At 55.0% G+C, this 21946-nt stretch carries 22 protein-coding genes; 9 read left to right on the top strand and 13 right to left on the bottom strand.

The features are described 5' to 3' along the window. Positions 1–536 precede the first annotated feature (536 nt). Positions 537–1292 (top strand): hypothetical protein, encoded by a 756-nt coding sequence (locus tag RX972_RS03040; protein WP_316872521.1) that lies wholly within the window; start codon positions 537–539, stop codon positions 1290–1292. A 148-nt stretch (positions 1293–1440) separates the two neighbouring features. After that, positions 1441–2709: an OmpP1/FadL family transporter gene (locus RX972_RS03035; RefSeq protein WP_231673401.1), complete on the top strand. Its 1269-nt coding sequence runs from the start codon at positions 1441–1443 to the stop codon at positions 2707–2709. Between the two features lie 65 nt (positions 2710–2774). Here RX972_RS03035 and RX972_RS03030 read toward each other — a convergent pair whose 3' ends face one another. Next, on the bottom strand, positions 2775–3281 hold the full coding sequence (locus tag RX972_RS03030) for a hypothetical protein (protein ID WP_027899950.1): 507 nt from the start codon (positions 3279–3281) through the stop codon (positions 2775–2777). A 383-nt stretch (positions 3282–3664) separates the two neighbouring features. On the opposite strand from RX972_RS03030, the gene RX972_RS03025 reads away from it, so the two are divergent. The 4 genes from RX972_RS03025 to RX972_RS03010 all read left to right on the top strand — a co-directional run bounded on the left by RX972_RS03025 (position 3665) and on the right by RX972_RS03010 (position 7596). Next, the gene (locus tag RX972_RS03025) at positions 3665–4201 is read left to right on the top strand and encodes a DUF5625 family protein (RefSeq protein WP_231673403.1); all 537 of its coding nucleotides are present in this window, start codon (positions 3665–3667) and stop codon (positions 4199–4201) included. A 101-nt stretch (positions 4202–4302) separates the two neighbouring features. Further along, positions 4303–5916, top strand: a complete 1614-nt coding sequence (locus RX972_RS03020) for a hybrid sensor histidine kinase/response regulator (protein WP_231673404.1) — start codon at positions 4303–4305, stop codon at positions 5914–5916. Positions 5917–5970: 54 nt separating this feature from the next. After that, on the top strand, positions 5971–7098 hold the full coding sequence (locus RX972_RS03015; protein WP_316872520.1) for a saccharopine dehydrogenase family protein: 1128 nt from the start codon (positions 5971–5973) through the stop codon (positions 7096–7098). Between the two features lie 3 nt (positions 7099–7101). Then, positions 7102–7596, top strand: a complete 495-nt coding sequence (locus RX972_RS03010) for a DUF2269 family protein (protein ID WP_231673406.1) — start codon at positions 7102–7104, stop codon at positions 7594–7596. 3 nt (positions 7597–7599) lie between these two features. Here RX972_RS03010 and RX972_RS03005 read toward each other — a convergent pair whose 3' ends face one another. The 10 genes from RX972_RS03005 to RX972_RS29390 form a co-directional block, all read right to left on the bottom strand. Continuing rightward, positions 7600–8823, bottom strand: coding sequence for a hypothetical protein (locus RX972_RS03005; protein ID WP_316872519.1), 1224 nt, complete (start codon positions 8821–8823; stop codon positions 7600–7602). A 781-nt stretch (positions 8824–9604) separates the two neighbouring features. Continuing rightward, positions 9605–10093 carry a DUF4189 domain-containing protein gene (locus RX972_RS03000; RefSeq protein WP_231675477.1) on the bottom strand — a complete coding sequence of 163 codons (489 nt, stop codon included), beginning with the start codon at positions 10091–10093 and terminating at the stop codon, positions 9605–9607. A 65-nt stretch (positions 10094–10158) separates the two neighbouring features. Next, on the bottom strand, positions 10159–10848 hold the full coding sequence (locus RX972_RS02995; RefSeq protein WP_122805225.1) for a lysozyme inhibitor LprI family protein: 690 nt from the start codon (positions 10846–10848) through the stop codon (positions 10159–10161). Positions 10849–10974: 126 nt separating this feature from the next. Beyond that, a complete protein-coding gene (locus tag RX972_RS02990) occupies positions 10975–11820 on the bottom strand; it encodes a hypothetical protein (RefSeq protein ID WP_231675479.1) in 846 nt (281 codons plus the stop codon). A gap of 60 nt (positions 11821–11880) precedes the next feature. Further along, a complete protein-coding gene (locus RX972_RS02985) occupies positions 11881–12771 on the bottom strand; it encodes a peptidoglycan-binding domain-containing protein (RefSeq protein WP_316872518.1) in 891 nt (296 codons plus the stop codon). A 166-nt stretch (positions 12772–12937) separates the two neighbouring features. Next, a complete protein-coding gene (locus RX972_RS02980) occupies positions 12938–13585 on the bottom strand; it encodes an imm11 family protein (RefSeq protein ID WP_316872517.1) in 648 nt (215 codons plus the stop codon). An 81-nt stretch (positions 13586–13666) separates the two neighbouring features. Continuing rightward, a complete protein-coding gene (locus RX972_RS02975) occupies positions 13667–15283 on the bottom strand; it encodes a hybrid sensor histidine kinase/response regulator (RefSeq protein WP_316872516.1) in 1617 nt (538 codons plus the stop codon). Positions 15284–15364: 81 nt separating this feature from the next. After that, positions 15365–16255, bottom strand: a complete 891-nt coding sequence (locus RX972_RS02970; protein WP_316872515.1) for a hypothetical protein — start codon at positions 16253–16255, stop codon at positions 15365–15367. 336 nt (positions 16256–16591) lie between these two features. Next, positions 16592–17245: a DUF1629 domain-containing protein gene (locus RX972_RS02965; RefSeq protein WP_122805230.1), complete on the bottom strand. Its 654-nt coding sequence runs from the start codon at positions 17243–17245 to the stop codon at positions 16592–16594. Further along, on the bottom strand, positions 17245–17742 hold the full coding sequence (locus RX972_RS29390; RefSeq protein ID WP_410478189.1) for a DUF4189 domain-containing protein: 498 nt from the start codon (positions 17740–17742) through the stop codon (positions 17245–17247). The genes RX972_RS02965 and RX972_RS29390 overlap by 1 nt, the downstream gene beginning before the upstream one ends. A gap of 268 nt (positions 17743–18010) precedes the next feature. Between RX972_RS29390 and RX972_RS02960 the strand changes: the two genes are divergently transcribed. Continuing rightward, positions 18011–18772: a hypothetical protein gene (locus RX972_RS02960; RefSeq protein ID WP_316872514.1), complete on the top strand. Its 762-nt coding sequence runs from the start codon at positions 18011–18013 to the stop codon at positions 18770–18772. A gap of 65 nt (positions 18773–18837) precedes the next feature. Here the strand turns inward: RX972_RS02960 and RX972_RS29385 are convergent, their stop codons facing one another. Both RX972_RS29385 and RX972_RS02955 read right to left on the bottom strand, forming a co-directional pair. Beyond that, positions 18838–19293, bottom strand: coding sequence for a DUF4189 domain-containing protein (locus RX972_RS29385; RefSeq protein WP_410478188.1), 456 nt, complete (start codon positions 19291–19293; stop codon positions 18838–18840). A gap of 347 nt (positions 19294–19640) precedes the next feature. Further along, positions 19641–20282, bottom strand: a complete 642-nt coding sequence (locus RX972_RS02955; RefSeq protein ID WP_231666726.1) for a LuxR C-terminal-related transcriptional regulator — start codon at positions 20280–20282, stop codon at positions 19641–19643. A 182-nt stretch (positions 20283–20464) separates the two neighbouring features. Here RX972_RS02955 and RX972_RS02950 point away from each other — a divergent pair, with 182 nt between their 5' ends. Continuing rightward, positions 20465–21010, top strand: coding sequence for a dimethylamine monooxygenase subunit DmmA family protein (locus tag RX972_RS02950; protein ID WP_316872513.1), 546 nt, complete (start codon positions 20465–20467; stop codon positions 21008–21010). Further along, positions 21007–21936, top strand: coding sequence for a PDR/VanB family oxidoreductase (locus tag RX972_RS02945; protein WP_316872512.1), 930 nt, complete (start codon positions 21007–21009; stop codon positions 21934–21936). The genes RX972_RS02950 and RX972_RS02945 overlap by 4 nt, the downstream gene beginning before the upstream one ends. Positions 21937–21946: the final 10 nt, after the last annotated feature.

Genomic DNA, 21946 nt, shown 5'->3' with positions numbered 1-21946 from the left:
ACCCTGGTCAATCGGCTCTCATCAAACAACGTGCAAACTACTGGATTGAAAGCGTTTTCTGTAGGAGCTGCCGAAGGATGCGAAGCTTGTCTCCTGGCAGACCGCGATCGCAGCCTTCGGCAGCTCCTACAGATCGCAATGTTTGCGATACAGCGCGGTGTCATCTAAACCCTTCGGGGCTGAAGTACCCTGGTCAATCGGCTCTCATCAAACAACGTGCAAACTACTGGATTGAAAGCGTTTTCTGTAGGAGCTGCCGAAGGCTGCGAAGCATTTCTCCTGGCAGACCGTGATCGCAGCCTTCGGCAGCTCCTACAGATCGCAATGTTTGCGAGACAGCGCGGTGTCAGCGACACGGGGAGTAGATCTTGCGCAATAAAAGCCCACACCCAAATCAAGGCCATATAGCACATATGTGCTATTGAGCACGTTTTCAGCGACTGATATCGTCCGTGGTTTGTCTTTACGTCGACGCAGCCCATGATTTGTGCTGCGAGTGCAGGCGTGGGGCGGTTGTAGCGGTGAAGAGACTGTCCATGGGTGAAATCAGTTTGAAACGTCGTTATCCAAAACAAGCAACGCGCTTGGCAGTTTTGGTGGTTGTGGCCTGGAGCGGGGTATTTGCAGGCTCAGCGGCTGCCAGCGATAAGTCGTCAGGCACTTGCGTTGCCGAGACCGACTTCCGTCAAGGCTCGGTGGTCGAAACTCAAACGCGGATCAGCAGCGCGCCCGCAGTGCCAGGGCACAACAAAACCGAAACACTCGGCCGTCAGTCATTTGCCGGCGCCAATCCGTTGATGCAGGCACAAACCACACTGATTAATAACGACCCGGTTTTTACCGGGTACGCCTTCGTCGACCTGGTGGATGGCAAGCTCATCAGATACGGCAACCAGCACGGCAGCGGTGCTTCGCTGGTCGCCACCTACAACGAGCCGCCACCAGCCGTCCCGATTGATCTGCAGCCGGGGCAAACCTTCACGGTCAGCTATCGCAGCAAAACCGTCACGGCCGGGCCTGGTGTCGAGTACGAGATCACTGAAAAGCACACCTATGTCGGGCGAGAATCAATAACGACTCCGCTGGGCACCTTTGATGCCTGCAAGTTCACCAATGAGATTTCCTCGGGACTCGCTTCCAGCAAGGATGGGCGAAATCTGGCTGTCATCGAGAGTTGGTTTGCGTCGGCCGGGCAGTACCGCGGGCGGCTCATAAAAACTTTTGTTCCAGCCCATGGTGGATTGCCGGACGTGACTAACGAAACGATAAAAATCGTCACCACCTCGCAATAACGCGCCATGAAACTGCGCGCTTGATTTATCGGATTGTTGTGTGAACGGACTCGCCTCGGCCTCGCGCCGATTCATGTTGGAAGAGAAGGCATCGTTGATGATCTTCCCCGGCACTTTTCAATAACGGGTTCTGAAGAAAGAAATGACCATGCTCAAGACAACCCTTGGCCTTGCCGTTGCATTTGTATCCACTCAGGTTCTTGCTGGCGGCTTCGCCCGCACTGAACAAAGCATCAGTTCCATGGGCAGTGGTCAGGCAGGGCGCGCATCGGCCGCCAATGACGCAGGTACCGTGTACGGGAATCCGGCAGGCATGGCGCGCCTTGAAGGCACGCAGATTACCGCGGGCGCAACATTCATCGACGCCTCCACGGACATCAGCAATGTCAGCGGCCGTTCCACTGGCAGCAACGACGGCGATATGGTTCCGTTCAGCACGGTGCCATTCGGCTTCTATACGCAAAAGCTCGATGAACACTGGTCCTTTGGTTTTGGGGTCTATGCACCGTTTGGCCTCTCGACTGATTACGAAAACGGCTTTCAGGGACGGATGTTCGCCAGCAAGAGCGACATCAAGGTCATCACGCTGCAGCCCACCGTCAGCTACGCCTTTAACGACAGATTGTCGATCGGCTTCGGGCCTACCTTCAACCGCATTGCTGGCACGCTTGAGTCCGACGTCACACTGAATCCGGCCATTCCTGACACCAACGTCAAGGTCAAAGGTGACGACTCGGCTGTCGGTTTCAATCTGGGTGTGTTGTTCAATGCCACCGACACCACCCGGATCGGGCTGACCTACCACTCCAAAGTCGACTACAAACTGGACTGCCACACTCAGGTCGCCACCGGTGCAGGAACGCCTCCGCAAATACTGGCCAGCAACCGTTATGACTGCACGCTGAAAGTGACCACGCCTGAGTCCTACGATCTTTCGGTTACCCAGGAAGTTACCGACGCTTGGAAGGTCTTCGCCAGCGCGACCTGGACGGGCTGGAGCAGCATGCAGGACCTGAGTCTGCGTAATCAGCCGATCTCGGCAGCGCAGGGTGGTGCGTTGGCTTCGGCCTTGACTGGCTCCATTCAGGAGGGCCTGAACTGGCATGACACCTGGGCTTATGCCATCGGCACGGCTTACCAGTTGAATCCGCAATGGGTCGTGCGCGCCGGTTTGACACTCGATCAATCGCCGACCAGCAACACCAATCGTTCGCCGCGCACGCCGACCGGTGATCGGCAGATATTCAGCGTCGGTGTCGGTTATAACGTGACGCCGCAATTAACGATTGACCTTGCTTATTCCTACCTCAAGGAAGAAAGCGTTGATGTCAGTCGCTCCAATGCGTTGGCGAGTTACAGTGCGACTTATCAAAGCGACGCTAACTTGTTTGGGGTAGGGGCTACTTACCGGTTCTGATAAAACCCGGTTAGCCATGTGCCCGAGAACCGATGCCTTTATCTTTAAAAGGCATCGGTCATTGCTCAATAGGTTCTGAACGCTCGTACGATGTCACCTCTGAAATCAATATGTATCGAGGTTATTTTTACCTGTTTTCCGGGAGTGTTGCTGCCTGTAAGCGTGCCAGCGTCAGTTGCAATCTCCTGAGCATCACCCACTTTGTTTTGGCCACCAATAATGGCGCTTGCCGAATCGCCCGCTCCATATCGGCTGGTGTATTTATAGGCCATATCCGCGAGCTTGCCCAATTTCGAGTCTTTACTATCGTAGACCCACTCAGCAGAATTATTGCCTAAATCATCACGCACCGATGTGGGGTCACCGAACTTTTCCCGGATCTGTTGTTTTGAAGATTTGCCGGCAATGATGTTTGCCTTAATGTACTCAGGCGCATACTTCGAATCACCCGTCAGAGAATCCAGTCCAGGAATTGAACTCCCGATTCCACTTGAACAGGCTGTTAACGCGGCCATTAACATGGCTGCGGTCGCCAAACCTTTGAATTTTGCCAGTTGGCAATAAGTACCCATGCCTGTTACCTCTGATCTGAAAATAGAGTGGTATAATTCTTCGCGCGCGGGGGCGACAGCAATGGCAGGTTACTTGCCATGTGGAGTGACCGGGCGACGCATACTTTTAACGGTGGGGCGGATTTCGTTTATGGCGATAGCTTAAGGGGGCTGTTCCAAAACTGCCTATAGTACAGATGTGCTATTGCCTGAAAGAGGTCGCGAGCAATAACCTTTAAGCATCTACCATCAGGTTTTGATTTTCGACGAAGTAATCTCCTACCAGGTGACTACCCACTGGTGCAGTGTCTGGACAATAACAGCGATCACCCGCCTGGGTGTGTTGACGCCAACTTTCTCAATCCTTAAGTATTGCAACGCGCGTTTGCGCCGGGAGGCTTTCCTTGCTTAGAACACTGCTGGCCGGTGCGCTCGGGATTCTGGCAGTCGTATCCGGGATCATCGTGCTTTTCGTCGTATTCCTGCTTACACAGTTCACGCCAGATCGCACGCCAAGGTATAGCGTGCTGTTGGATATGCAGGGCCCAACCAGTACAACAAACCTTGAGGTATGGGTGACGGAACCCGGTCGTTATGCCGTGGCGCTGCAGTATCCCTACCGCGACGGCATCGAACGGAAAAAAGCCTGGGCGTTGGCGGGAGGTGACACCCGTGAGAACGACACATGGCGCGAGCCCGGATCTGCGTTAGTGTTTCAAGTCCGCATTCAAGAAATCGAGAGCGGTATTGAGATGCTGAACGAGCAGGTCATGCATCCTAAATTAGACTCATGGGCAGGCAACTATCTCAATGCCGACCTGGTTAAGAGAAAACTTGAGACGGGGCATTATCAGGTGACTGTGCAGCGGCAAGGAAGTCTTGACGATACGCCCCCGGTGCCACTCGAGATCCATTTTGGCAAGGCTCATCAGGGAAAATAAATCCGGTTCTGCGACTTGCTGTATGAATCTTCCATGCCTCATCTTTAAACTTGTACGAAGCAAGACCGCGCATCACCGCCAGACTAACGGCAGGGTTACTCATGACAGACCGGAAAAACGCTGAACTGGATCAGGCCACGCTGAGATTGACCGTGGCAACGGTGGCGATCACTTATGTATCGTTGATAGGTTTTTTGCCGGGATACGATGTCGCGCAGTATGAGCCGATCATTGCTTACTACGCCGGTTTTCTGGTGGTTTCGTTTATCTTGCGGCAATACATTATCACCCGGCCTGGCGTATTCCCTGCACGTCGGATATTCGGCATGGTGCACGATTACACCGGGATTTCAGTAGGGTTGGTGGTAGGCGGAGAGGCGACGCTGCCGATCTTCAGTGTGATGGTCTGGGTCACGCTGGGCAACGGCATGCGCTACGGCTCGCGCTATCTGGCGATTGCTGCGTCTCTGGCACTGTTGGCGATCCTGATTATTTATCAGTTGACTCCGTACTGGCAGGCCCAGCCGTTCATGGTCCTGATGCTGGTTGCTGTCACCATTCTAGTGCCGGGCTACGCCCATATCTTGCTGGTCAGGACGCGCCAGGCGTCGGAGCAGGCCACCGTTGCCAATCAGGAGAAAGAACGTTTTCTCGCCCAGGCCAGCCACGACCTGCGTCAGCCCATTCACTCCATCGGCATGTTCACTGCCTGCCTGCGTTCAAGCCCGCTCGGGGATTACGAGCGCAAGCTGGTGGACAATATCGATCGGTCACTGCACAACGTGGCACAACTATTCCGCTCGATCCTTGACATCTACACACTGGACAGCGGCAAGGTGTCGGCCAAATCAGACGTGGTCAATCTGGGCGAAATGCTCGGCGAAATCGCCCAGCAGAATATCGCCGCCGCGCGCTGGGCCGGTGTCGAACTCAGAATCCGGCCTTGTAACCGGTGGGTGAGGGTGGACGCCACGCTCCTTGCCACCATGGTTCAGAACATACTGTCCAACGCACTCAAATACGCACCAAACCATCCGGTACTGATCGGCGTGCGCAGCCATAAGGGAGCGCTGTCGATCAGTGTCCATGATCAAGGGCCGGGGATCGCCGCCGAGCATCTCCCCAACGTCTGGGATGAGTTTTATCGAATACGCCACGAGCGCGACAAGGATGTAGAAGGCGTGGGATTAGGCCTGTCCATTGTCAAGCGACTCAGCCAGATCATCGGCGTGCAGATTCAGATTAAATCCAGAGTGAACCGTGGTACGAGCGTGACCATTCACGGTCTCGAAGAAGTCGCTGCGCCCGTGCAGCAACCGCGCAAAAAAACACTGGGGCACAGCCTGCTCAAGGGCGTTAAAATTTGCCTGGTGGAGGACGACAACAACGTCCTCATGGCCACCGCAGCTTTGCTTGAGCGCTGGGGCTGCGACGTACAGACCGCCAGTTCGGCGGAAGGGTTGAGTACCAACTGCGACATTATCGTGGCCGATTACGATCTGGGTACGAAAGCCAACGGTCTCGATTGCATCGACAGCATCCGCATGGCTCGGGGCTGGGATGTTCCCGCGCTGATTGTCACCGGCCGAGAAGTGGACATGGTCCAGGAGGCATCGCAGGCACGGGACATCTCTGTGCTGTCAAAACCGCTGAGACCTTCGGAACTGCGCCTGACACTGCTGTCAATGTGTGAGAAACCTGTGGAACGGGCCTGATCAACTTAGCGGCGAATGTTAACGTGAACAGTATTTAAGACAGGGAAGCATTGGATGTCGTTGAGAGTCATGGTGGTTGGCGGGTATGGAAATTTCGGCACAATTGTTTGCCGACACCTGATCAACATGCCCAACGTTGTACTTGTGATTGCAGGGCGCAACCCTGAAAGGCTGGCTGAGAGTGTCAGTACGCTGCAAGGCCAATCGGGCGTCATATGTGAGAACTGGTGTGGTAATGCCATGGGCGCAGAGTTCGGTTCGGCATTGCGCGCGCTGGATATCCAATGGGTCATCCATACAGGCGGTCCATTTCAGGGGCAGTCCTATGCTGTGGCCCAGGCGTGTATCGAGGCCGGGGTCAACTACTGTGACCTGGCGGACTGCCGAGCTTTCGTCAACGGTATCGGCATTCTCGACGCAGCAGCCAGACAGGCAGGTGTAACCCTGCTCAGCGGCTGCAGCTCGGTGCCTACGCTGTCATCAGCCATCATTGACCAGTACCGTCACCGCTTCAGCCGTATTGATGTCATTGAACATGGCATCTCTTCCTCGGCAAAAATGCCCGGATTGTCCACCGTTGAAGGTGTACTCGCTTACGCTGGCAAGCCGATCAAACAACTGCGAGGCGGTAAAGTCCACGAAGTTTCGGGTTGGCAGGATCTGACGTTACGCAAAATGCAGCATCTGGGCACGCGCGTGCTGGCTAACGTCGACGTGCCGGATATCGACATTTTTGGCAGCCGTTATGGCGCGCACACCCTGAGTTTCAAAGCTGGCTCGGGCCTCAAGCTTGGGGGCGTAGCCAATTACCTGTTGGCAGCCTCCTTGCGCGCAGGGCTGGTCAAGGACCGGATGGGGTGGGCCGCACGACTGCATCGCTGGGGGACGTTATTCGAGCGCTTCGGTGACGGTCTCAGTGCCATGTACATCGATGTCGAGGGTGTGGGCGTGGATGGTAAAGCCCTGACCATGAATGCCCAGTTAACGGCGGACAACGACAAAGGTCCGGAGATTCCCAGTTGTGCCGCGGTAGCGCTGATGGCGAAAGTCGCTCAGCAGTATCGTCCGCAGCCAGGCGCCCGACCCTGCGTAGGGGAGATCAGCGTTGACGAATATCTGGCAGCTATGAACGATCCGCAGAATATAAAGCTGGCTGTACGCTTTTCAGATGAGCAGGGTTGATCAATGCTTTATCTGGCGATGAAGTATTTGCATGTGATCGCGGCGATCTTCCTGTTCGGATTCGGCATGGGCTCGTTTCTTTATCTGATCGCAGCCAGTCGCACTCGCAACCCACAAGTCATCGCTCATGTCTGTGCGATGGTGGTGCGGTTCGATACCTGGATTACCACGCCCGCAGGCTTTCTTCAGCTCGGTACGGGCTACTTGCTGGTGACGCTTGCGGGGCTGCCGTTGACTTCACCCTGGTTGATGACTTCGGTGGCGATCTTCATTGGCGTTGGTGCCCTCTGGCTGCCGGTCCTTGTCCTGCAAAAGCGGATGCATGGGCTGGCATTTAGCGCGGTTGAACAGGGCCTGTTACTGGATGATCGGTACCATAACCTCTACCAGAAATGGTTCTGGATGGGTGTTTGCGGTTTTCTTGGCATGTTCGTCGCGGTGTTGATGATGGTGACGAAGCTGACACCGTGGCAGTGGTTTGAAATCCTAATAGCCTGAGCGTTACGGCAGTTGGCTGAGCTGCTCGGCCGACGGGAATCCATCGACCCGGTACCTGATCGGGTAGAGGTCCACAGGCTTCATCAACTCGCCGAACCGACTTTCAAGTTCGTCCCATTCCACAATGCGCGTATGGGTTGTTCCATCCTGCAGAGGTTGCACAAGCGAAACCCGGTCTGTTTTGGGCAGCAGCGTGATGACGTTTTCTGCCCAGCTACAGATGGAAAAAGTGCTTTCGCCGGACTCATCCGATTTGTAAAGCAAGTAAGACGCAACGAACACATCCTCCTGCTGTTCCTCATGGAGCGCATCAAGAAGCGTCTTTTGTGAATCGTACTCACCCTGAAGGAGCATCCGTTCCAGTGTGGCGAGACGGGCCTGGCTGTCCTCGTCCTGAGGCAAGAACGTGACGACATTTTCGTCCTGATACACATATAACTGGCTGGAAACGGCGCACCCGGTTTCGATTACCTGAAAGCAGACCTCAATCATATGGCGAATTCCGTGCTCATCCTTGTCACCGGCCACCATCAAAATGTCTCGGGTTGGCATCATGAAAACGGGCTGTCCCTGCAAGGGGATTCGCTGCAAAACGTCAGGCAGCAGTACCCGACTGATGTCATAACCGTCATTCCAACGACCGACATGAAGTCCCGGCGCGACTTCTTCGAAGCGGTCCTCGGTCTCGTCACGCAGGTTTCGAATTGCAATCGATAATGCTTCGTCCAGCGTGATTCCCCAGTCATCAGGGATACCGCTGAACAAAGTTGATAGCGAATCGGGGTAGTCGACTGCGAGCAGTAAAGCGCAATCTTTGCCAAAGGTCCGCTGGGCTATTTCGAACGGGGCATCCCAGCCTTTAGTGCGGACCTGATTCAGGCGAATTTCTTCATACGTCGCCAGGTTACGAATAACCGGACGCAACAGGGCTCTGGTGTCTTCGAAAGTCCGGGACGATGCTGAGGGGGCGGAGCTGGCATGGATAAACGCCGTCACATACCTGGCCACTATTTGAGGCTTTTCGGTTTTATCAGCGTTCTGATACTCGTCAAACGCATTGTGAAGATTCAGGTAGCTGTTATCGCCATGCTCGATTCTGAATTCTTCCGGACGGTATTCGAGAGGGCCGGTAAAGCCTTTTTCCCGCGCAGCCTCGATGAGGTGTTCGGCGAACTGATCTTTTGTCAGCGGACGATTGAAAAGACTGTTGAACAGGTTTTTGAGCATACTTTTCAATCCTGCAATGGCATGTTCGAGACCTTGACTATAGGTCCCGGAGTTGTCGTGGTGAATAGTACAGGTGTGCTATTGAACGCTAAAGAGGGTATGCGATCATTAACGTCAATTAAAAGTTTGTTCGACTCTTATTGTCAGCAACTCCGGGAGTAAACGCTGGTGCATAAATACGCTTTGGTTCTCGCCGTCCTGTCCCCGCTCGTCATCGCCCCAGGCGCGGCAGTTGCCGCAATGCCTGACTGGTGGCTAATCTTCGGAAGTGGGGACCAGCCGAAACGGCAAGTCATTTATGCCGATGCTCTTTCCGTCGCGGACAGTCCTTCGAAATCAGGTGCTGAGCCCACTCGTTCAGTGGATGTTGTTTATGTGTTCGAAGATAAGGACAAACCTCTCTTCACCCTGTACAGGATTGCCTTTCAGTGTAAGGCTGGACTGTACAGTGTAGACGAATCGAATTCCAAACTGCGTTCGGGCGACGTCACCCAGGGACCGACCAGTACTCAGTGGGAACCGGTTGCCCGCACCATGCTGGAGCGGCCCTATGATTTCGTCTGTAAGGCAAGCACTCGGCGAACCAACGGCATGGTCAAAATAGGTCGACCGGAGCTCGCGACTACGTTGCCGGAGTTCACCTATAGAGCGTTTTGGGCGCCTGGGACTAACGCTCCAAGTCAGTGACAGATAACGCCAGGTCAGCGTTGCCATGCCTTGAAGAAGCTGGCGTGCGCTGACCGTAAACCTCCTTAGTTAGCTCACACTCGACACAAAAAGCTTAATATTTGCGAAAAATCGGATCAGAGCAGGCGGTGTACAGGACCTTGCATTCACGGCCACCGCTATCTTCTTTACAACTGGCCATCGCCAAATCAATCGCTCTCTGTTCCGAAACGGAGCCTTGTACGACGCTATTGATTTCACTGGAGATCAGTGCGACACACTGGTTTTTATAGGCCAGGTTCACCTTGCAGTCAGTGGCTCCTCCTAGAGCGCATCGATGCAGGGCTACCGACCTCGCTTCCTCTTCGGTTAACTTGCCGACCACCGCTCCGGACTCGCCAGTTGCATCCGAACCTGCAACTGCTCCCCATGTTTTTATCCATTCGCCGGTCATGCGGGGAGGTGCACTTTGACTGGTCTGCGGGTCATCCGGAATGCATTGAATGCTGCCCGCCTGAACGCCCATAGGGCACCTTGTCTGCGCTCCGGCTTGCAGGCTGAATAACAGCAGCGAAATACTCACCAAGTGAACTTTAAATCCCATCTTTTTAATCCTGTGGCAGTAACTGACTATCAGAGTGGATTATTGGATTTAGATAACGGTGCGCATTAACCGCCATAGCATTGCGCATAGGTGAAATCGATGAGGCGCTTGTCTGAAACGTCCTGCAAAGTGGACGGCTGTACCTGGAAATGGCCAAACATATCGTCGTTACAGATCATCACGGTTTTGCGCTGCGCACCTTCCTGCAGGACGCAGAGGCCGCCAAAACTGTGATTACCTCCGGCTACACCCACCGGCAGATCAATCAGTCGGCTGCAACCAATCACCTGGCCGTTTTGCTTGCGCTGTTTCAGCGACTGGTTGAATGAGTCGATCCGGGAGTCGGGATCTCGGACAGGCATCACATTTACGCATTCGCTACTGGCGGTCTGGTTGGCTTCGCCCGGCAGCTTGCAGTCCGGGTAAGCCTCACCGTCGAGTATATTTTTCTCATTACGCGCCAGCATGGCGATGCGAGAGGTATATGCCTGTTGCAGGCAGGTCGTATCCTGGCAAAGGCCACGACTGTAAGTGATCCAGTTGCGTTGTTCTTTAGCCAGCGCTTTCTTGCCATACGCATCGGTCGCAGCCAGTGCCGTCTTATAGGCTTGCTGCAGTTTGCCATCCAGCGCGGATGTCTCGGCATCGCTACAGATCAGCTTTTCCGTATCGGTCGAGGCCTTGTTGCAATCGAAACTGGCAGCCAAAGCGCAATGCGATAGCCCTGCAAGGCTCAGCGCAAAGATAAGCTTCATCGCGCGCGTAGACGTAGTTTTTATCGATAAGCAGGCCGGGTTTGGTGAATACGACTGGGTCATGACCCGATCTCCTCAAGTTGCTTGTGGATGATGTCTTGCAACAGCACAACCTCGGTTTCTTCATTAACGGCGGGTCAAACCAGCATCACGAGATAATTCCTGCAGTGCGCTCCGTGCGCGGTCTTGAATCTTCTTCCAGTCCTTGAGCGCGAAGCGCACATAGTTGATCTTCACGGCCACCTTCGTCCCGGGCATGACAAACGTGTGCTCACACTCGGGTAACTGGCGCTCCTTGCTGCGTATCAGCTTGCCGTCACGATATTCCACGCCGGACTCTTGGACTTCGCGCGATGTGCACTTGATGATCGTCTCGATTTGACCTCGCGTATCGCGCGCCACGTACCAGTCCATGTAATAGCTGGCGTCCATGATGGAGTTGGATGGCTTCAGTCCCTTCGCCAGATAGTGCGCGCGATACTTAGCAACATCGGCGTAATAAGGTGTAAGCCCATCGACCTCCTTGCCTTTGATACGCGTCTGGATATCCATTTCGGGCGCATCTTCGCCAGAACCGTCTGGCACGGTTTGTCGTCGCATAAACGCCTCGGCGCTTACCCGGTCGAGGTAGACATAACCAATGTTCACCGTGCGCGTGGCCACATCCAGTGTCAGGTGTGTTCGTTCGCCTGGCGCGAAGGGCGTCAGGTCCGGGTATTCGAGATACAACCCAAAGCTGCCATCAAAGTTCGGTCCCATCTGGTCATCGAAATAGTTGGCGGGAATGCGCAGAGAGTAGGGGCCCACGCAGGCATCCATGACGGGCGGCGGCACCGTGCCGGGATCCTGTGGACCGCCGCGCTGCCTGATGCATCCCTGCTCATTGGTCACGGCGCTTGTTTCGCTCGCACTCACGATGGATATGTCCGCGACCAGACAGACAGCGCCAACGAGGGCCAGTGGAAGTCTCATGCAAATGAACCGTCTGGAAGACTGGCTTCATTTCTCAAGTCTGGCTTCTGGCGCATAGCTCTACTGAGCGGGCACGGCATTTGGTTTGTCGCCAGCCGATTCGTTATTTGCCGCTCGGGCGAGGCTGGAGAGGTAAGGGTATTGCGCCTCTTTTTGCGGGCCGGAAGTATTGAACGGGTCGAAGCTGTTGGAAATCAATATCGCGAGGGCTTTCATATCTGCATCTCGCTCGCCGAGCCATACGAGGTCGAATGCACGAATCTCATTCCCGCGTTGCGTATAGTGACGCCAGAACTTAAGTGGACCACGGGAGCCCGCAGTAACGAATGAATCAGCATGCCTGGCATTGTACGTAACAGTGGACTTGTGGTCGCTGGCGAGATTGTTGTAAATCTTATCAATCTGGCCGGGCTTCATATTGATCAGCCGCTCAACCCGCAATGAAACACTGCTGTCCTCAGTATTCAGATTCACGGTATTGGCGTTTGGGCTGGTGAGCACAGTAAGTAGTTTTGCGGGGTAACCGAGTCTCACCCCGGTCTTGGGCTCAGTTCCGGTGGTCCAGCCGAATGCTATTCGCTTATTCAGCGCTGAACCACCCAGATGCATGGCCAGGTCGGCGTTCAGTAGACCGGTGCCGGGCTGTTTATACTGTTGCTGAATAGCTGCAATGGCATAGCGGGTGTCTTTGTCAAAGTTGCCGTTAATAGGGCCTTGATAAAAACCGCCCCAGATCAGTCCTTCCTGAATCAGCTTTCGCTCATCAAGGTTCAGTGAGGTTTCGGTGTTATCGACAGGCAGAGTAGAGGCGGAATTGGCCGGGGCCACAGACCCGGCCAATGCGCTCAGCGGCTGCCAGCTGAATGTCGCCGCCACTGTGATGAACACGACTCGCAGCAGTGGATTTTTCCAGCCCATGGGCAAACGGGTGGCAACGGTATGTAGCGTCAATGGAAAGCCCCTGTGCTTTAGTGCCTGATCAAAAAGTCGTGGAAAAGTAATCCAGCGATGATCATCTGTAAGTTACAGGCACAGGGCGGTTTTCCTATAGCACACCCGTACTATAGGTGCGGCTGTAGTGAGTGTGTTATTCGGGCAGGCATACCAGGCGGGACTTTTACACATCGGCAGCGTCGCGCCATAAAAGACCACCAGAACTTGGCTTGACGCCAATACCGGCTTTCCTGATCGCGGTATACATCACGCGATCACAAATGACTGACGATTTCTTCTCGGCCATGCGGAATACATGGGCAGAACCCACAAGATCCTTTTTGAAGGCGAGATGTGCGCCACCTGGAAAGGTCATTATTCTGAATGGTTTGCCAGTCTCGAACTCATGACCTGTCCGAACCTGGTAAGTAGATTTTTCTTCGTCTAATGCCGCGATCATGCGTACAACGTCACAGAGGTAATGCGGCGGGCCATTTGAACCATCTGGCAGCGTGTAGTCACAGGCCAGAAACTCGAATCCATCTGGATCTATGGATTCGAAGACCTGCTTCAGACGCTGGGAAACCAGCCAGTAACCGCTGAATCCACCTTCAAGATCACGAGGCATTCGCTTTGACTTGTTGGCATGCACCAAATGCGGCACCTCTTGCAGTGCAGGAAATCCTCCGTTTACAGGCCTGAGAATGCGGCTAGGAGGCGTTAAAAGTGCATCCAGGTTTTCGATCTCAACGTCCGTACCGGGCCCACCGCCGCGCGGATCACTCTGCAGGACATAGAACTGTTCTTTTTCCGGTAATTGCCTGGTCGTCATTTAAGCTTCTCTTGCTGGAGTCTTCCGAATCATCAGTTTTAAAAGGAGAACCGATAGTCCTGCATGGCGCGCGCCAGAACATCACGAATGGGCATCCATTAATGTCTCGCGCATTGATAGCAGACCCAGTCGTAACTCTGAGGGCCTTAATGGCTTGGCCAGCAACACGACATTACGTTTGTGCAACTCTTCAGCGACGAACCCGACATCACGCCCGGTAATGATCATGGCCGGAATATCCCTGCCACGTGCTGCCCTGACCTGATCAATGCAGTCCACGCCATTGGCGGTTGTGCCCAAATCATAATCGGCGATGAGGATGTCACACTCGGTGATCAAACCCTGCGCCGAACGAGCGGTCTGAACCTCGCAGCCCCATCGTCCAAGCAACGTAGCTGAGGCGTTCAGCACGTTTTCGTCGTCCTCGACCAGACAGACTCTCAGGCCTCTGAGCAGACTCTCGCCGAGGATCTTCTTAGAGGGTTGTTGTGCAGGAGCAGGCACCTCTTGAAGGCCGTGAATGGCCACACTGGTTCCGCGATCCAACCGTGAAACAAGGCTGACTCTTAGGCCAAGGATCTGGCTAAGGCGCCTGACAATCGATAATCCAAGCCCCACACCCTCGATGTCTTTCTCACGCGTATGGCGAACGCGATAGAACTCATCAAAAACCTTGGGCACGTGTTCATCCGAGATGCCGCGCCCCTGATCGTGTACATGGATCGAAAGACCACCACGGGTTCTGCGCACCCCGATCAGGACCGGATGCTCCGGGGCATATTTGAGCGCGTTGGAAATGATGTTCTGCACCATCGTCGACAGCAGTGTGGCGTCTATTCTGACCCAGCGTGGGCACGCACGAACTCTCAATTCGACGCCAGCCCAACGCGCTGCAGCGGCGTTTTGCCGGGCCAGATCACGAAGCAGGTCCTCGATATTTACCACGTCTGATCTGACTGAGACTTTGCCGCTGTCAAGCGTGTAGATATCCAGTATGGAGCGGAAAAGCTGCGACACGTTTTGCAGTGAGCGATCGATATTATCGACCAACTGCCGCTCATATTCGCCTAGAGGGCTCGTACGCAAACATGCGGTGAACATGCCAATCGAGTGAATGGGTTGCCGCAGATCATGACTGGCCTGGGCTAAAAAGCGTTCCTTTTCCTGGTTCGCAACCGTCGCCTGCTCGGAGACCTGACGGAGCCTTATCAACAGGGTATTGGCGTAGGCTGGAACCAGAATAATGACTAATATCAGCATCACGACCATATAAGGCTGCGCCTGCCAGTAGGGCGTAAGTTGATAGGTAATCAATATAGACAGCAGCGCCATGACCGCCGCTGTGGCCAGATAGCGCGAGCCGAAGCGCATGCCGTAACCCAGGGTGACCCAAACCATCAGGCTGAAAAGCGGTAGGGTAGCTTCCCCGCCCAATACCAGTCCGACCGAGATCCCTATGTAGTCATGCACCATTGCCAACAGGCGGCGCGTCAAATACACACCCGGGTAGCGGACAATGTGCATGCGCAATATCAGGGAAAACACCAAAACGCCGGTGTAATACCCAATGATCAACCGGTAATGCTCAAGGACAAGGCCCGGGACAAGCCCAACGACCACCACATATGCGATCACGCAACCTGCCAGGATCAGCCTGATAGTTGCCTGATTGAGTTCAGCGAGTTTCCAGTCCTTCATCCTCACCTCTTTTTTCAGCGCGGCGCAGAGCTTTTCCTGACGTTGGTTGCAACCATCGCGCTGCCAATCGTTGATCAGGCCTCAGAGAAATTGCGGATAGTCATTTCTCACCCTCGTCAGAACAGTCGCGATAAGAGGGTGCGGCGTAGCGCAAGGCAGTTCCTTTATCACCGACCACGGCCCATCAACCAGTACGTGACCCGTTGGAAGATCCGCAAGGCTGGCCCGACGTCGTAGCGCAAGGACGGCCAGTAATTCGATCGGGAAGACGCGATCAAAGTCGTAGTCGAATTCGTAAGATTTCGAACCCGTACTGTACTTACTCCGACTGATATGGAATTCAGCGGCCTGGCTCATGTGGTGCGCAAAAGTGTTCTGGTCCTGGGTCTTCCAGTTATCCAGTAGCTCCTGATACACAGTTATCAAGGGCTTGCGTGGTGCAAACAGGGTCGACAGTGCATAGGCGTCGCAGAACAGAAACGTTAAAAACACATCGTGGGTGTTGTGGGCGATTCGACGTGACTGAGGGAACAGATTGAGCCGTGCATCTTTCTCCGCCATTTCCAGAAAGCGCTGCGCGCCGGTCTTGCCTGTATCCCACTGAGACAAGACTGTGGGGCCTGCAGCACGCAGGCTGTCTGAGTACTCCTGGGGCCAGTTGCCAAGCTGTGGACGCAGCTGACTGTGTACCGCATCCCAGCGCAGCACCAGCGCACGGCTTTCAATCGTCCAGCTGAAAAAACAGGCAAGTTCATCCAGATCCGCCCGAAAGTAGGCGTCGCAGGCGGCGACGCTCCAAAAGTGGCTGATTCGTCCAAGCTGTGTCCCGGCCTTGGGGCTAAGGCGGCCGGCAACTGCGAGATGTTCTTCCACGGCGCTTGTGTAGCGGTCGATATCGCCCGAGGTCCGGGCCCGATCAAGCCATTGCCTGCATTCCGGTATCAAGGACTTCAACGAAGGGTGCAATTGCATTGTTGACTCCTCAGCGTGAATTAGTCATGGCGCGTTTATCGGAGCGGATTTATCCGGGAAGTCGGCAGTCCTGATGATAAGGATGCTGTGAATGCACCAGCCTGTTTGCGGATGAATTTCCCCTGATTAACAATTATAAGTAACTGATTTGGATTGATTTTATGCGTAGTAGCGCGCTTGCCCGCGATTCGGTGCATCAGCGAAAAATGCGTTGCCTGACCAGATGCCATCGCGGGCAAGCGCGCTCCTACAAGTCTCCGTTTGCTGTACGACAGTGTGGTGCCATGGACACCGGGGGCCACAAGATTTGTACCAGCCACGAGTGTTTGCTTCGGCCTACAGATTGGCAGCATCTTCGAACCACAGCCCGTCAGAGTGACTCTTGGCGCCAATCCCGGCCTGCCGAACCGCATCCCGAAATGCTTTATCGCAGACAACCAGACGGCCGGAGTAGGGGACGCGGAAAATGTGCGCCGAACCGACGACGCTTTGATGGAAAGCGAGCCTCGCACCGCCGCAGAAGTTATAGAACTTTCCATTCAAGAATTCATCGCTGATCTCGACGTTTAACCTGGAAGCTTTTTCATCCACCGCATCGAGGACGCGTACAACGTCACAAAGGAAATGAGTGGGCCCCCTCGAGCCATCAGGCAAATGGAATGTGCATTCGGCAAACTCAAAGGCCAATGGATCTATCTCCTCGAACACCTTCTTCAGCCGCTCTGAAACCAGCCAGTAGCCGCTGAATATGCCTTCAAGGTCGCGCGGCATTTTGCCTTTCCTGGGGTCATATTCAAGCTGCGGTATCTGGCGTAGCGGCGGGAAACCACCTTCAGGGGGCCGCAGGATACGGCGCGGCGGTGTCAGTAACTCGCGTTCATTCGAAAAGATGACGCCGTAGGGCCCCCAGTTACTTCGGATGTCGGGCATCAGCGTGTAGAACTCGTTTGCTTTGGGGCTGTTATGCGCTGTCACGGCTGCCATGATCATCAGAACTTTTTAAATATCGGATCTGTGCATGCGCTATAGATAACTTCACAGGCTTGCCCATTTACTTCCTGACACTTGGCCAGCGCGTCTTGATTGGAAATTTCTTTGCTCTTTGCACTGTTAGTAGCGCTGCGCCCGGAACCAGGAGGGGAGGCCATCGATACGCACTGATTTTGATACGCTAACGTCACAATGCAGTCCGACGCTCCTGCGGCCTTGCATTGGTCAAGCGCTTGCTCTTCAGCTTCAGCTTCAGCTTTCGACAGTCGTCCAATGGAAGTCCATGCTTCCCCACGACTATCCGATCCAGCAATCGCTCCCCAGGTTTTAATCCATTCCCCGGTTGGCCGTGAAGGCGCGGAGTTCGCTCGTGAGGTCCCCGAGTCAGGTCCGCACTGAGGGCTGCCAGGGGCGACGCCGCTTGGGCAAGCCGTCTGCGAAAAGGCCGGAGTAGAGACAGCGAGTACCAGCAGTGAAAATAACGTGGCACGAAGCATATTGATCACTCGACCTCAACGAACTTTTAAATACCTGTCCAGCGGGAAACAGTAATTGACCTGTTGATGATTTTCGATAGCACAGGTGTGCTATTGATTTATCGACTGCAGTCCGTAAGTTGGTTACCAGAAAAAAACGGCGCTCGCCAAGAGCCAGGATGCGTCATGTGCGCCTGTCGAAACGTTGTGGAGCGCCAAACTCGATGTTGTTTATTTACGCAGTGGTGCAGTTTCAGGTCCCTATGCATATTATCCGCGGTGGCAGTAAATGGGCTCAATCCTCCATAAGGGCGTAGCGATGAAGCGAGCTATTAATATTTGCTGCGCTGCTTTTTGCGTTACCGCGTTGATGTTGCCCGTATCAGTCAGGGCGCAACAGTCACCGCCACAAGCGGCCACTTATGCGACTGAGGGTGGTTGGGGGCAACTGGTCATTGAATCCGCAGGCGCGAAGGGTATCCAGACGTTCTCACTGGACACCGAAAACGCCGGTAGTGGCTGCACGTTTTCCGGCCGGTTGAACCCGGGAGGAGGCGCGGTAGTTTACGAAGGCGATGCCCCGAGCCAATGTGCACTGGACCTGACCATCGCGCCCAACGGGTTAGTGGTGAGTACCTCTACAAAAGAGCAGTGTCGCGAGTATTGCGGCAACAATGGCAGTTTCGAAGGTGACTACCATTATGTGCCCGCCTTATGCGCTCAACCCGCGCTGGACAAGACGCGCCGACTGTTCAAAAAGCTCTACGACGAGAAAAAATACGCCCAGGCCGAGACGACCCTGGCGCCCGTTTATCGTGAGTGCCTCAACACAATGGGGATGATGGATGAGGGCGGTCTGCGCAATGACTATGCGCTCACGCAGTATAAATTGAAGGATAAGGCTGGATGCCTGGCGACGCTGTCGAAATATCGCCAGGATGCTGCGATGGCAGATGATGCAATTACCCAGGACATGTCACCTGCCGTCGTCGACGATTATTTGAGCGTGATCCATGCTGCGCGCACGAACATTGCGCTCTGCGTGAAATAACGGTTATTCAAGGGGAATGCAACTCGCGATGAACATCGGTGACCAAGGATAAGCCGGTTCCGACTTCAGTATTTTCTGAACAGCGGTTCGGTACACTCTGAGTACAAGACCTTGCATGTCCCTCCGCCACTCTCATCACACACCCTTTTCACGCCACTCTCTGCAAGCTGTTGGATTGGAGACGACTGGAAAAAAGTGTCCACCTGAGACGCAGCGAGCGCAGCGCATTGATTCCGATAAAACAGCTGAACGGCACAATCATTTGCTCCGCCCTTTGCACATTGTTTGATGGCAGAGATCTTCGCATCGCCCTCGGATAGTTTGCCAACAACGGTTCCTACTTCGCCTGTGGATTTAGACATTGCAATCGCGCCCCAGGTTTTTATCCATTCGCCGGTCGGACGGGCAGGGGCAGAATCGGCTCTTGATGTCCCCGAGTCCGGCCCGCACTGAGGGCTACCGGGAGCGACGCCGCCCGGGCAAGCCGTCTGGGCAAATGCCGAAGCAAACGCTGTGAGCATCAGCGAAGAAAACGCCGTGGTACGTAGCATGGCAATGACTCTATTCAATGAACCTGAAAATCTGGTTCAGCTAAAAAACAGTAATTGACCTGCAGATGATTTTCGATAGCACAGGTGTGCTATTGATTTATACGTCGTCCAGTCGCCGCGCTGTCTCGCGGTGAACATAGGACTTGTAGGAGCTGCCGAAGGCTGCGATCGCGGTGTGTCAGGACAAGGTGCTTCGCAGCCTTCGGCAGCTCCTACAGAAAACGTATTTCAATCCAGCGTTTGCATGTTGTTTGATGAAGGAAGGGAAAGGCGCCGAATAAATTACGGAACACCTGAAATATCGAAGGGTACAGACCTTATGCACCCACCTCGAATATCACCCCTTCAAGGCCCAGGATCTCGCCGCTACTCGAGTACAGCCCGACGCCGGTTTCACACACTTCCTTGATTCGGCCATCGGCACAACATATCCGGTATTTCAGCTGAAATGGCTCACGCTTGAGCAGTGCGCATTGCACGCAGTACCAGACATAGTCGCTGTATTCCTCAAGAATCAATGCGCCATAGCTTTGTTCGCGAGTCAGTTGTTCGGCGGAGTAGCCAGTCAGGTGCAGGCAGCCTTCACTGACGTACTGCATGCGCCAGGCGCGCGCGTTTTCACCCTTGTAAATCAGCGCCGGCAAGTCGTTGACCAAGCCGCTGACACTGATCGTAGTGGTGGCCTGCGGGGCCTGTTCAGTGAGCGTTATCGGGTCATGCCCTTGGGGCTGCGCTTCATGACGATGCATCCAGGACGCCAGCTCCAGGCGTGAGTGCAGGTCAAACTTGCGCAGGAGGTTGCGCACATAAATCTTTACCGTGCCATCGCTGATGCCCAGCTCCCGGGCGATCTGCTTGTTGTTGAGGCCGTCCCTGATCAGGCTGAGGGTTTGCGTTTCGCGTTCGGTCAGCGAATGGGTGGTCGATAACGGCGAAGGCGCGGGGCTGATTGTGTGCATTTTTTCCTCCCGTCTTGTCGATATGAATGCTGTAAGACAGCAAATTCCATGCCCCTGACTGTCAACTACCCCTTTGGGAGTAGCTCATCGTGAGGATTGAGCATGCATGCCGCATAGGAAATTATCTTGCCCATGAGGAAACACCTCAGGGCAATTCCGCCCTCGTCAGCACGAGGATCGACATGAACAATCCGATTCCAGCGTCGCGCCCTGTCAGCCTGCCGACGTATGACGCAGTACCACCCATGCAGTTGTGCCGTGATTACTTGCTGGTGACCCAGACGCAAGGCCTTAAACTTCATGCCGAGCTACAAGACCGGCTTGCACAAGCCCGCCGCCTGACGCACCTGGCCTTGCCCGAACTGGAAGATCTACAGACGTTACAGGGGGTACTGGCCGAGCATTTACGCAACAGCCATGTCGGTGTGCAGTTGCATGTGCAGGGCGATGAGTCGTTTCTCTGGAAGGTGCGCACGGTGGCCGTTGACGCGGGGCTACTGACCGATGAAATCACGTTGAGCCTGAACTCGGGACCGGGCGAGGGCGGTAACCGTTCGGTGTTCTGCGTGCACTGTGCCACATTGCAGGACGCTACTGATGCCGCACTGCACACCTGTTGCCAGTGCGCTGTAGTGCTCGAAGTTCGCCAGCACTTTTCCCAGCGTTTGGGCGCGTATATTGGCGTTTGCGCCGACGCCGACCGTCCATACGGGGAGGCCTGCGCATGAGCCGCACGATTGCTGTTCGAGTGGCGCAAACCCACTTGCTGACGCCGATGGTGCGCGAACTGTTGCTGGAGCCGCTGAGCGGTTCTTTGCCGGCGTTTTCAGCGGGCAGCCATGTACAAGTGCACTTGCCCAATGGTCGGCGCAATGCCTATTCGCTGCTGGGTGATCCCGCTCAGACGGGCCATTACCGCATCGCCGTGCGTCGTCAGTCTCAGTCGCGGGGTGGCTCGCACTTTATCCATGACGAACTGGACGTCGGTGACCGGCTGACTATTTCGGCCCCGGCCAATCTGTTTCCGGTACACAGCAAAGCGCGCCTGCACCTGTTGATTGCCGCAGGCATCGGCATTACGCCGTTCATGGCGTATTGCGCGGAGCTAACGCGTCAGGGCCAGGATTTCGAGCTGCATTACGCCTGCCGTCCCGGCATCAGCGATGCCTATCTGGACACGTTGCGCGAGCAGTTGGGGCCACGCCTGCATGTGTATGCCAGCCCCACGCGACGACTGGATCTGAACACGTTGCTGAGCCAGCGCCCACTGGGCACACATGTTTACGCCTGTGGCCCGCAAACGTTGATCGATGCCTTGCGCGAGCAGAGCCAGGCGCTGGGCTGGCCGGCCAGTCGCGTGCACTGGGAGGCGTTCGCCGCCCCGGAGCCTGGTAATCCCTTCGATGTGCACCTCGCACGTAGCGGTCGACAGTTAAAGGTCAATGCCGAGGACAGCCTGCTAGAAGCCCTGGAAGCGGCTGGCATCGAGGTGCCCAACCTCTGTCGCGGCGGGGTCTGCGGGCAGTGCCAGACAGCCTATATAGACGGCGCGGTCGAGCATCGGGATCTGTTTCTCAGCGACCACGAACGCAGCACTCACCTGATGCCCTGTGTGTCGCGCAGTTGCGGCAGAGCGCTGGTACTCGATATCTGATTGTGGAGTT

The organism is Pseudomonas syringae group sp. J309-1, assembly GCF_032582135.1.
GTDB classification, from domain to species: domain Bacteria; phylum Pseudomonadota; class Gammaproteobacteria; order Pseudomonadales; family Pseudomonadaceae; genus Aquipseudomonas; species Aquipseudomonas quasicaspiana.
Note: the sequence above shows the minus strand (reverse complement) of the source record. Positions and strands in the feature narration are given on the sequence as shown.

Coding starts and splice junctions, on each gene's coding strand:
- RX972_RS03005 (WP_316872519.1), bottom strand. CDS start 8,823: ATGCTCAAAAACCTGTTCAACAGTCTTTTCAATCGTCCGCTGACAAAA.
- RX972_RS02995 (WP_122805225.1), bottom strand. CDS start 10,848: ATGAAGCTTATCTTTGCGCTGAGCCTTGCAGGGCTATCGCATTGCGCT.
- RX972_RS02975 (WP_316872516.1), bottom strand. CDS start 15,283: ATGAAGGACTGGAAACTCGCTGAACTCAATCAGGCAACTATCAGGCTG.
- RX972_RS29385 (WP_410478188.1), bottom strand. CDS start 19,293: ATGCTCACAGCGTTTGCTTCGGCATTTGCCCAGACGGCTTGCCCGGGC.
- RX972_RS03040 (WP_316872521.1), top strand. CDS start 537: ATGGGTGAAATCAGTTTGAAACGTCGTTATCCAAAACAAGCAACGCGC.
- RX972_RS02945 (WP_316872512.1), top strand. CDS start 21,007: ATGAGCCGCACGATTGCTGTTCGAGTGGCGCAAACCCACTTGCTGACG.
- RX972_RS29390 (WP_410478189.1), bottom strand. CDS start 17,742: ATGCTTCGTGCCACGTTATTTTCACTGCTGGTACTCGCTGTCTCTACT.
- RX972_RS03000 (WP_231675477.1), bottom strand. CDS start 10,093: ATGGGATTTAAAGTTCACTTGGTGAGTATTTCGCTGCTGTTATTCAGC.
- RX972_RS03030 (WP_027899950.1), bottom strand. CDS start 3,281: ATGGGTACTTATTGCCAACTGGCAAAATTCAAAGGTTTGGCGACCGCA.
- RX972_RS02990 (WP_231675479.1), bottom strand. CDS start 11,820: ATGAGACTTCCACTGGCCCTCGTTGGCGCTGTCTGTCTGGTCGCGGAC.
- RX972_RS03015 (WP_316872520.1), top strand. CDS start 5,971: ATGTCGTTGAGAGTCATGGTGGTTGGCGGGTATGGAAATTTCGGCACA.
- RX972_RS03020 (WP_231673404.1), top strand. CDS start 4,303: ATGACAGACCGGAAAAACGCTGAACTGGATCAGGCCACGCTGAGATTG.
- RX972_RS02965 (WP_122805230.1), bottom strand. CDS start 17,245: ATGATCATGGCAGCCGTGACAGCGCATAACAGCCCCAAAGCAAACGAG.
- RX972_RS02960 (WP_316872514.1), top strand. CDS start 18,011: ATGGGCTCAATCCTCCATAAGGGCGTAGCGATGAAGCGAGCTATTAAT.
- RX972_RS03010 (WP_231673406.1), top strand. CDS start 7,102: ATGCTTTATCTGGCGATGAAGTATTTGCATGTGATCGCGGCGATCTTC.
- RX972_RS02980 (WP_316872517.1), bottom strand. CDS start 13,585: ATGACGACCAGGCAATTACCGGAAAAAGAACAGTTCTATGTCCTGCAG.
- RX972_RS02955 (WP_231666726.1), bottom strand. CDS start 20,282: ATGCACACAATCAGCCCCGCGCCTTCGCCGTTATCGACCACCCATTCG.
- RX972_RS02970 (WP_316872515.1), bottom strand. CDS start 16,255: ATGCAATTGCACCCTTCGTTGAAGTCCTTGATACCGGAATGCAGGCAA.
- RX972_RS02950 (WP_316872513.1), top strand. CDS start 20,465: ATGAACAATCCGATTCCAGCGTCGCGCCCTGTCAGCCTGCCGACGTAT.
- RX972_RS03035 (WP_231673401.1), top strand. CDS start 1,441: ATGCTCAAGACAACCCTTGGCCTTGCCGTTGCATTTGTATCCACTCAG.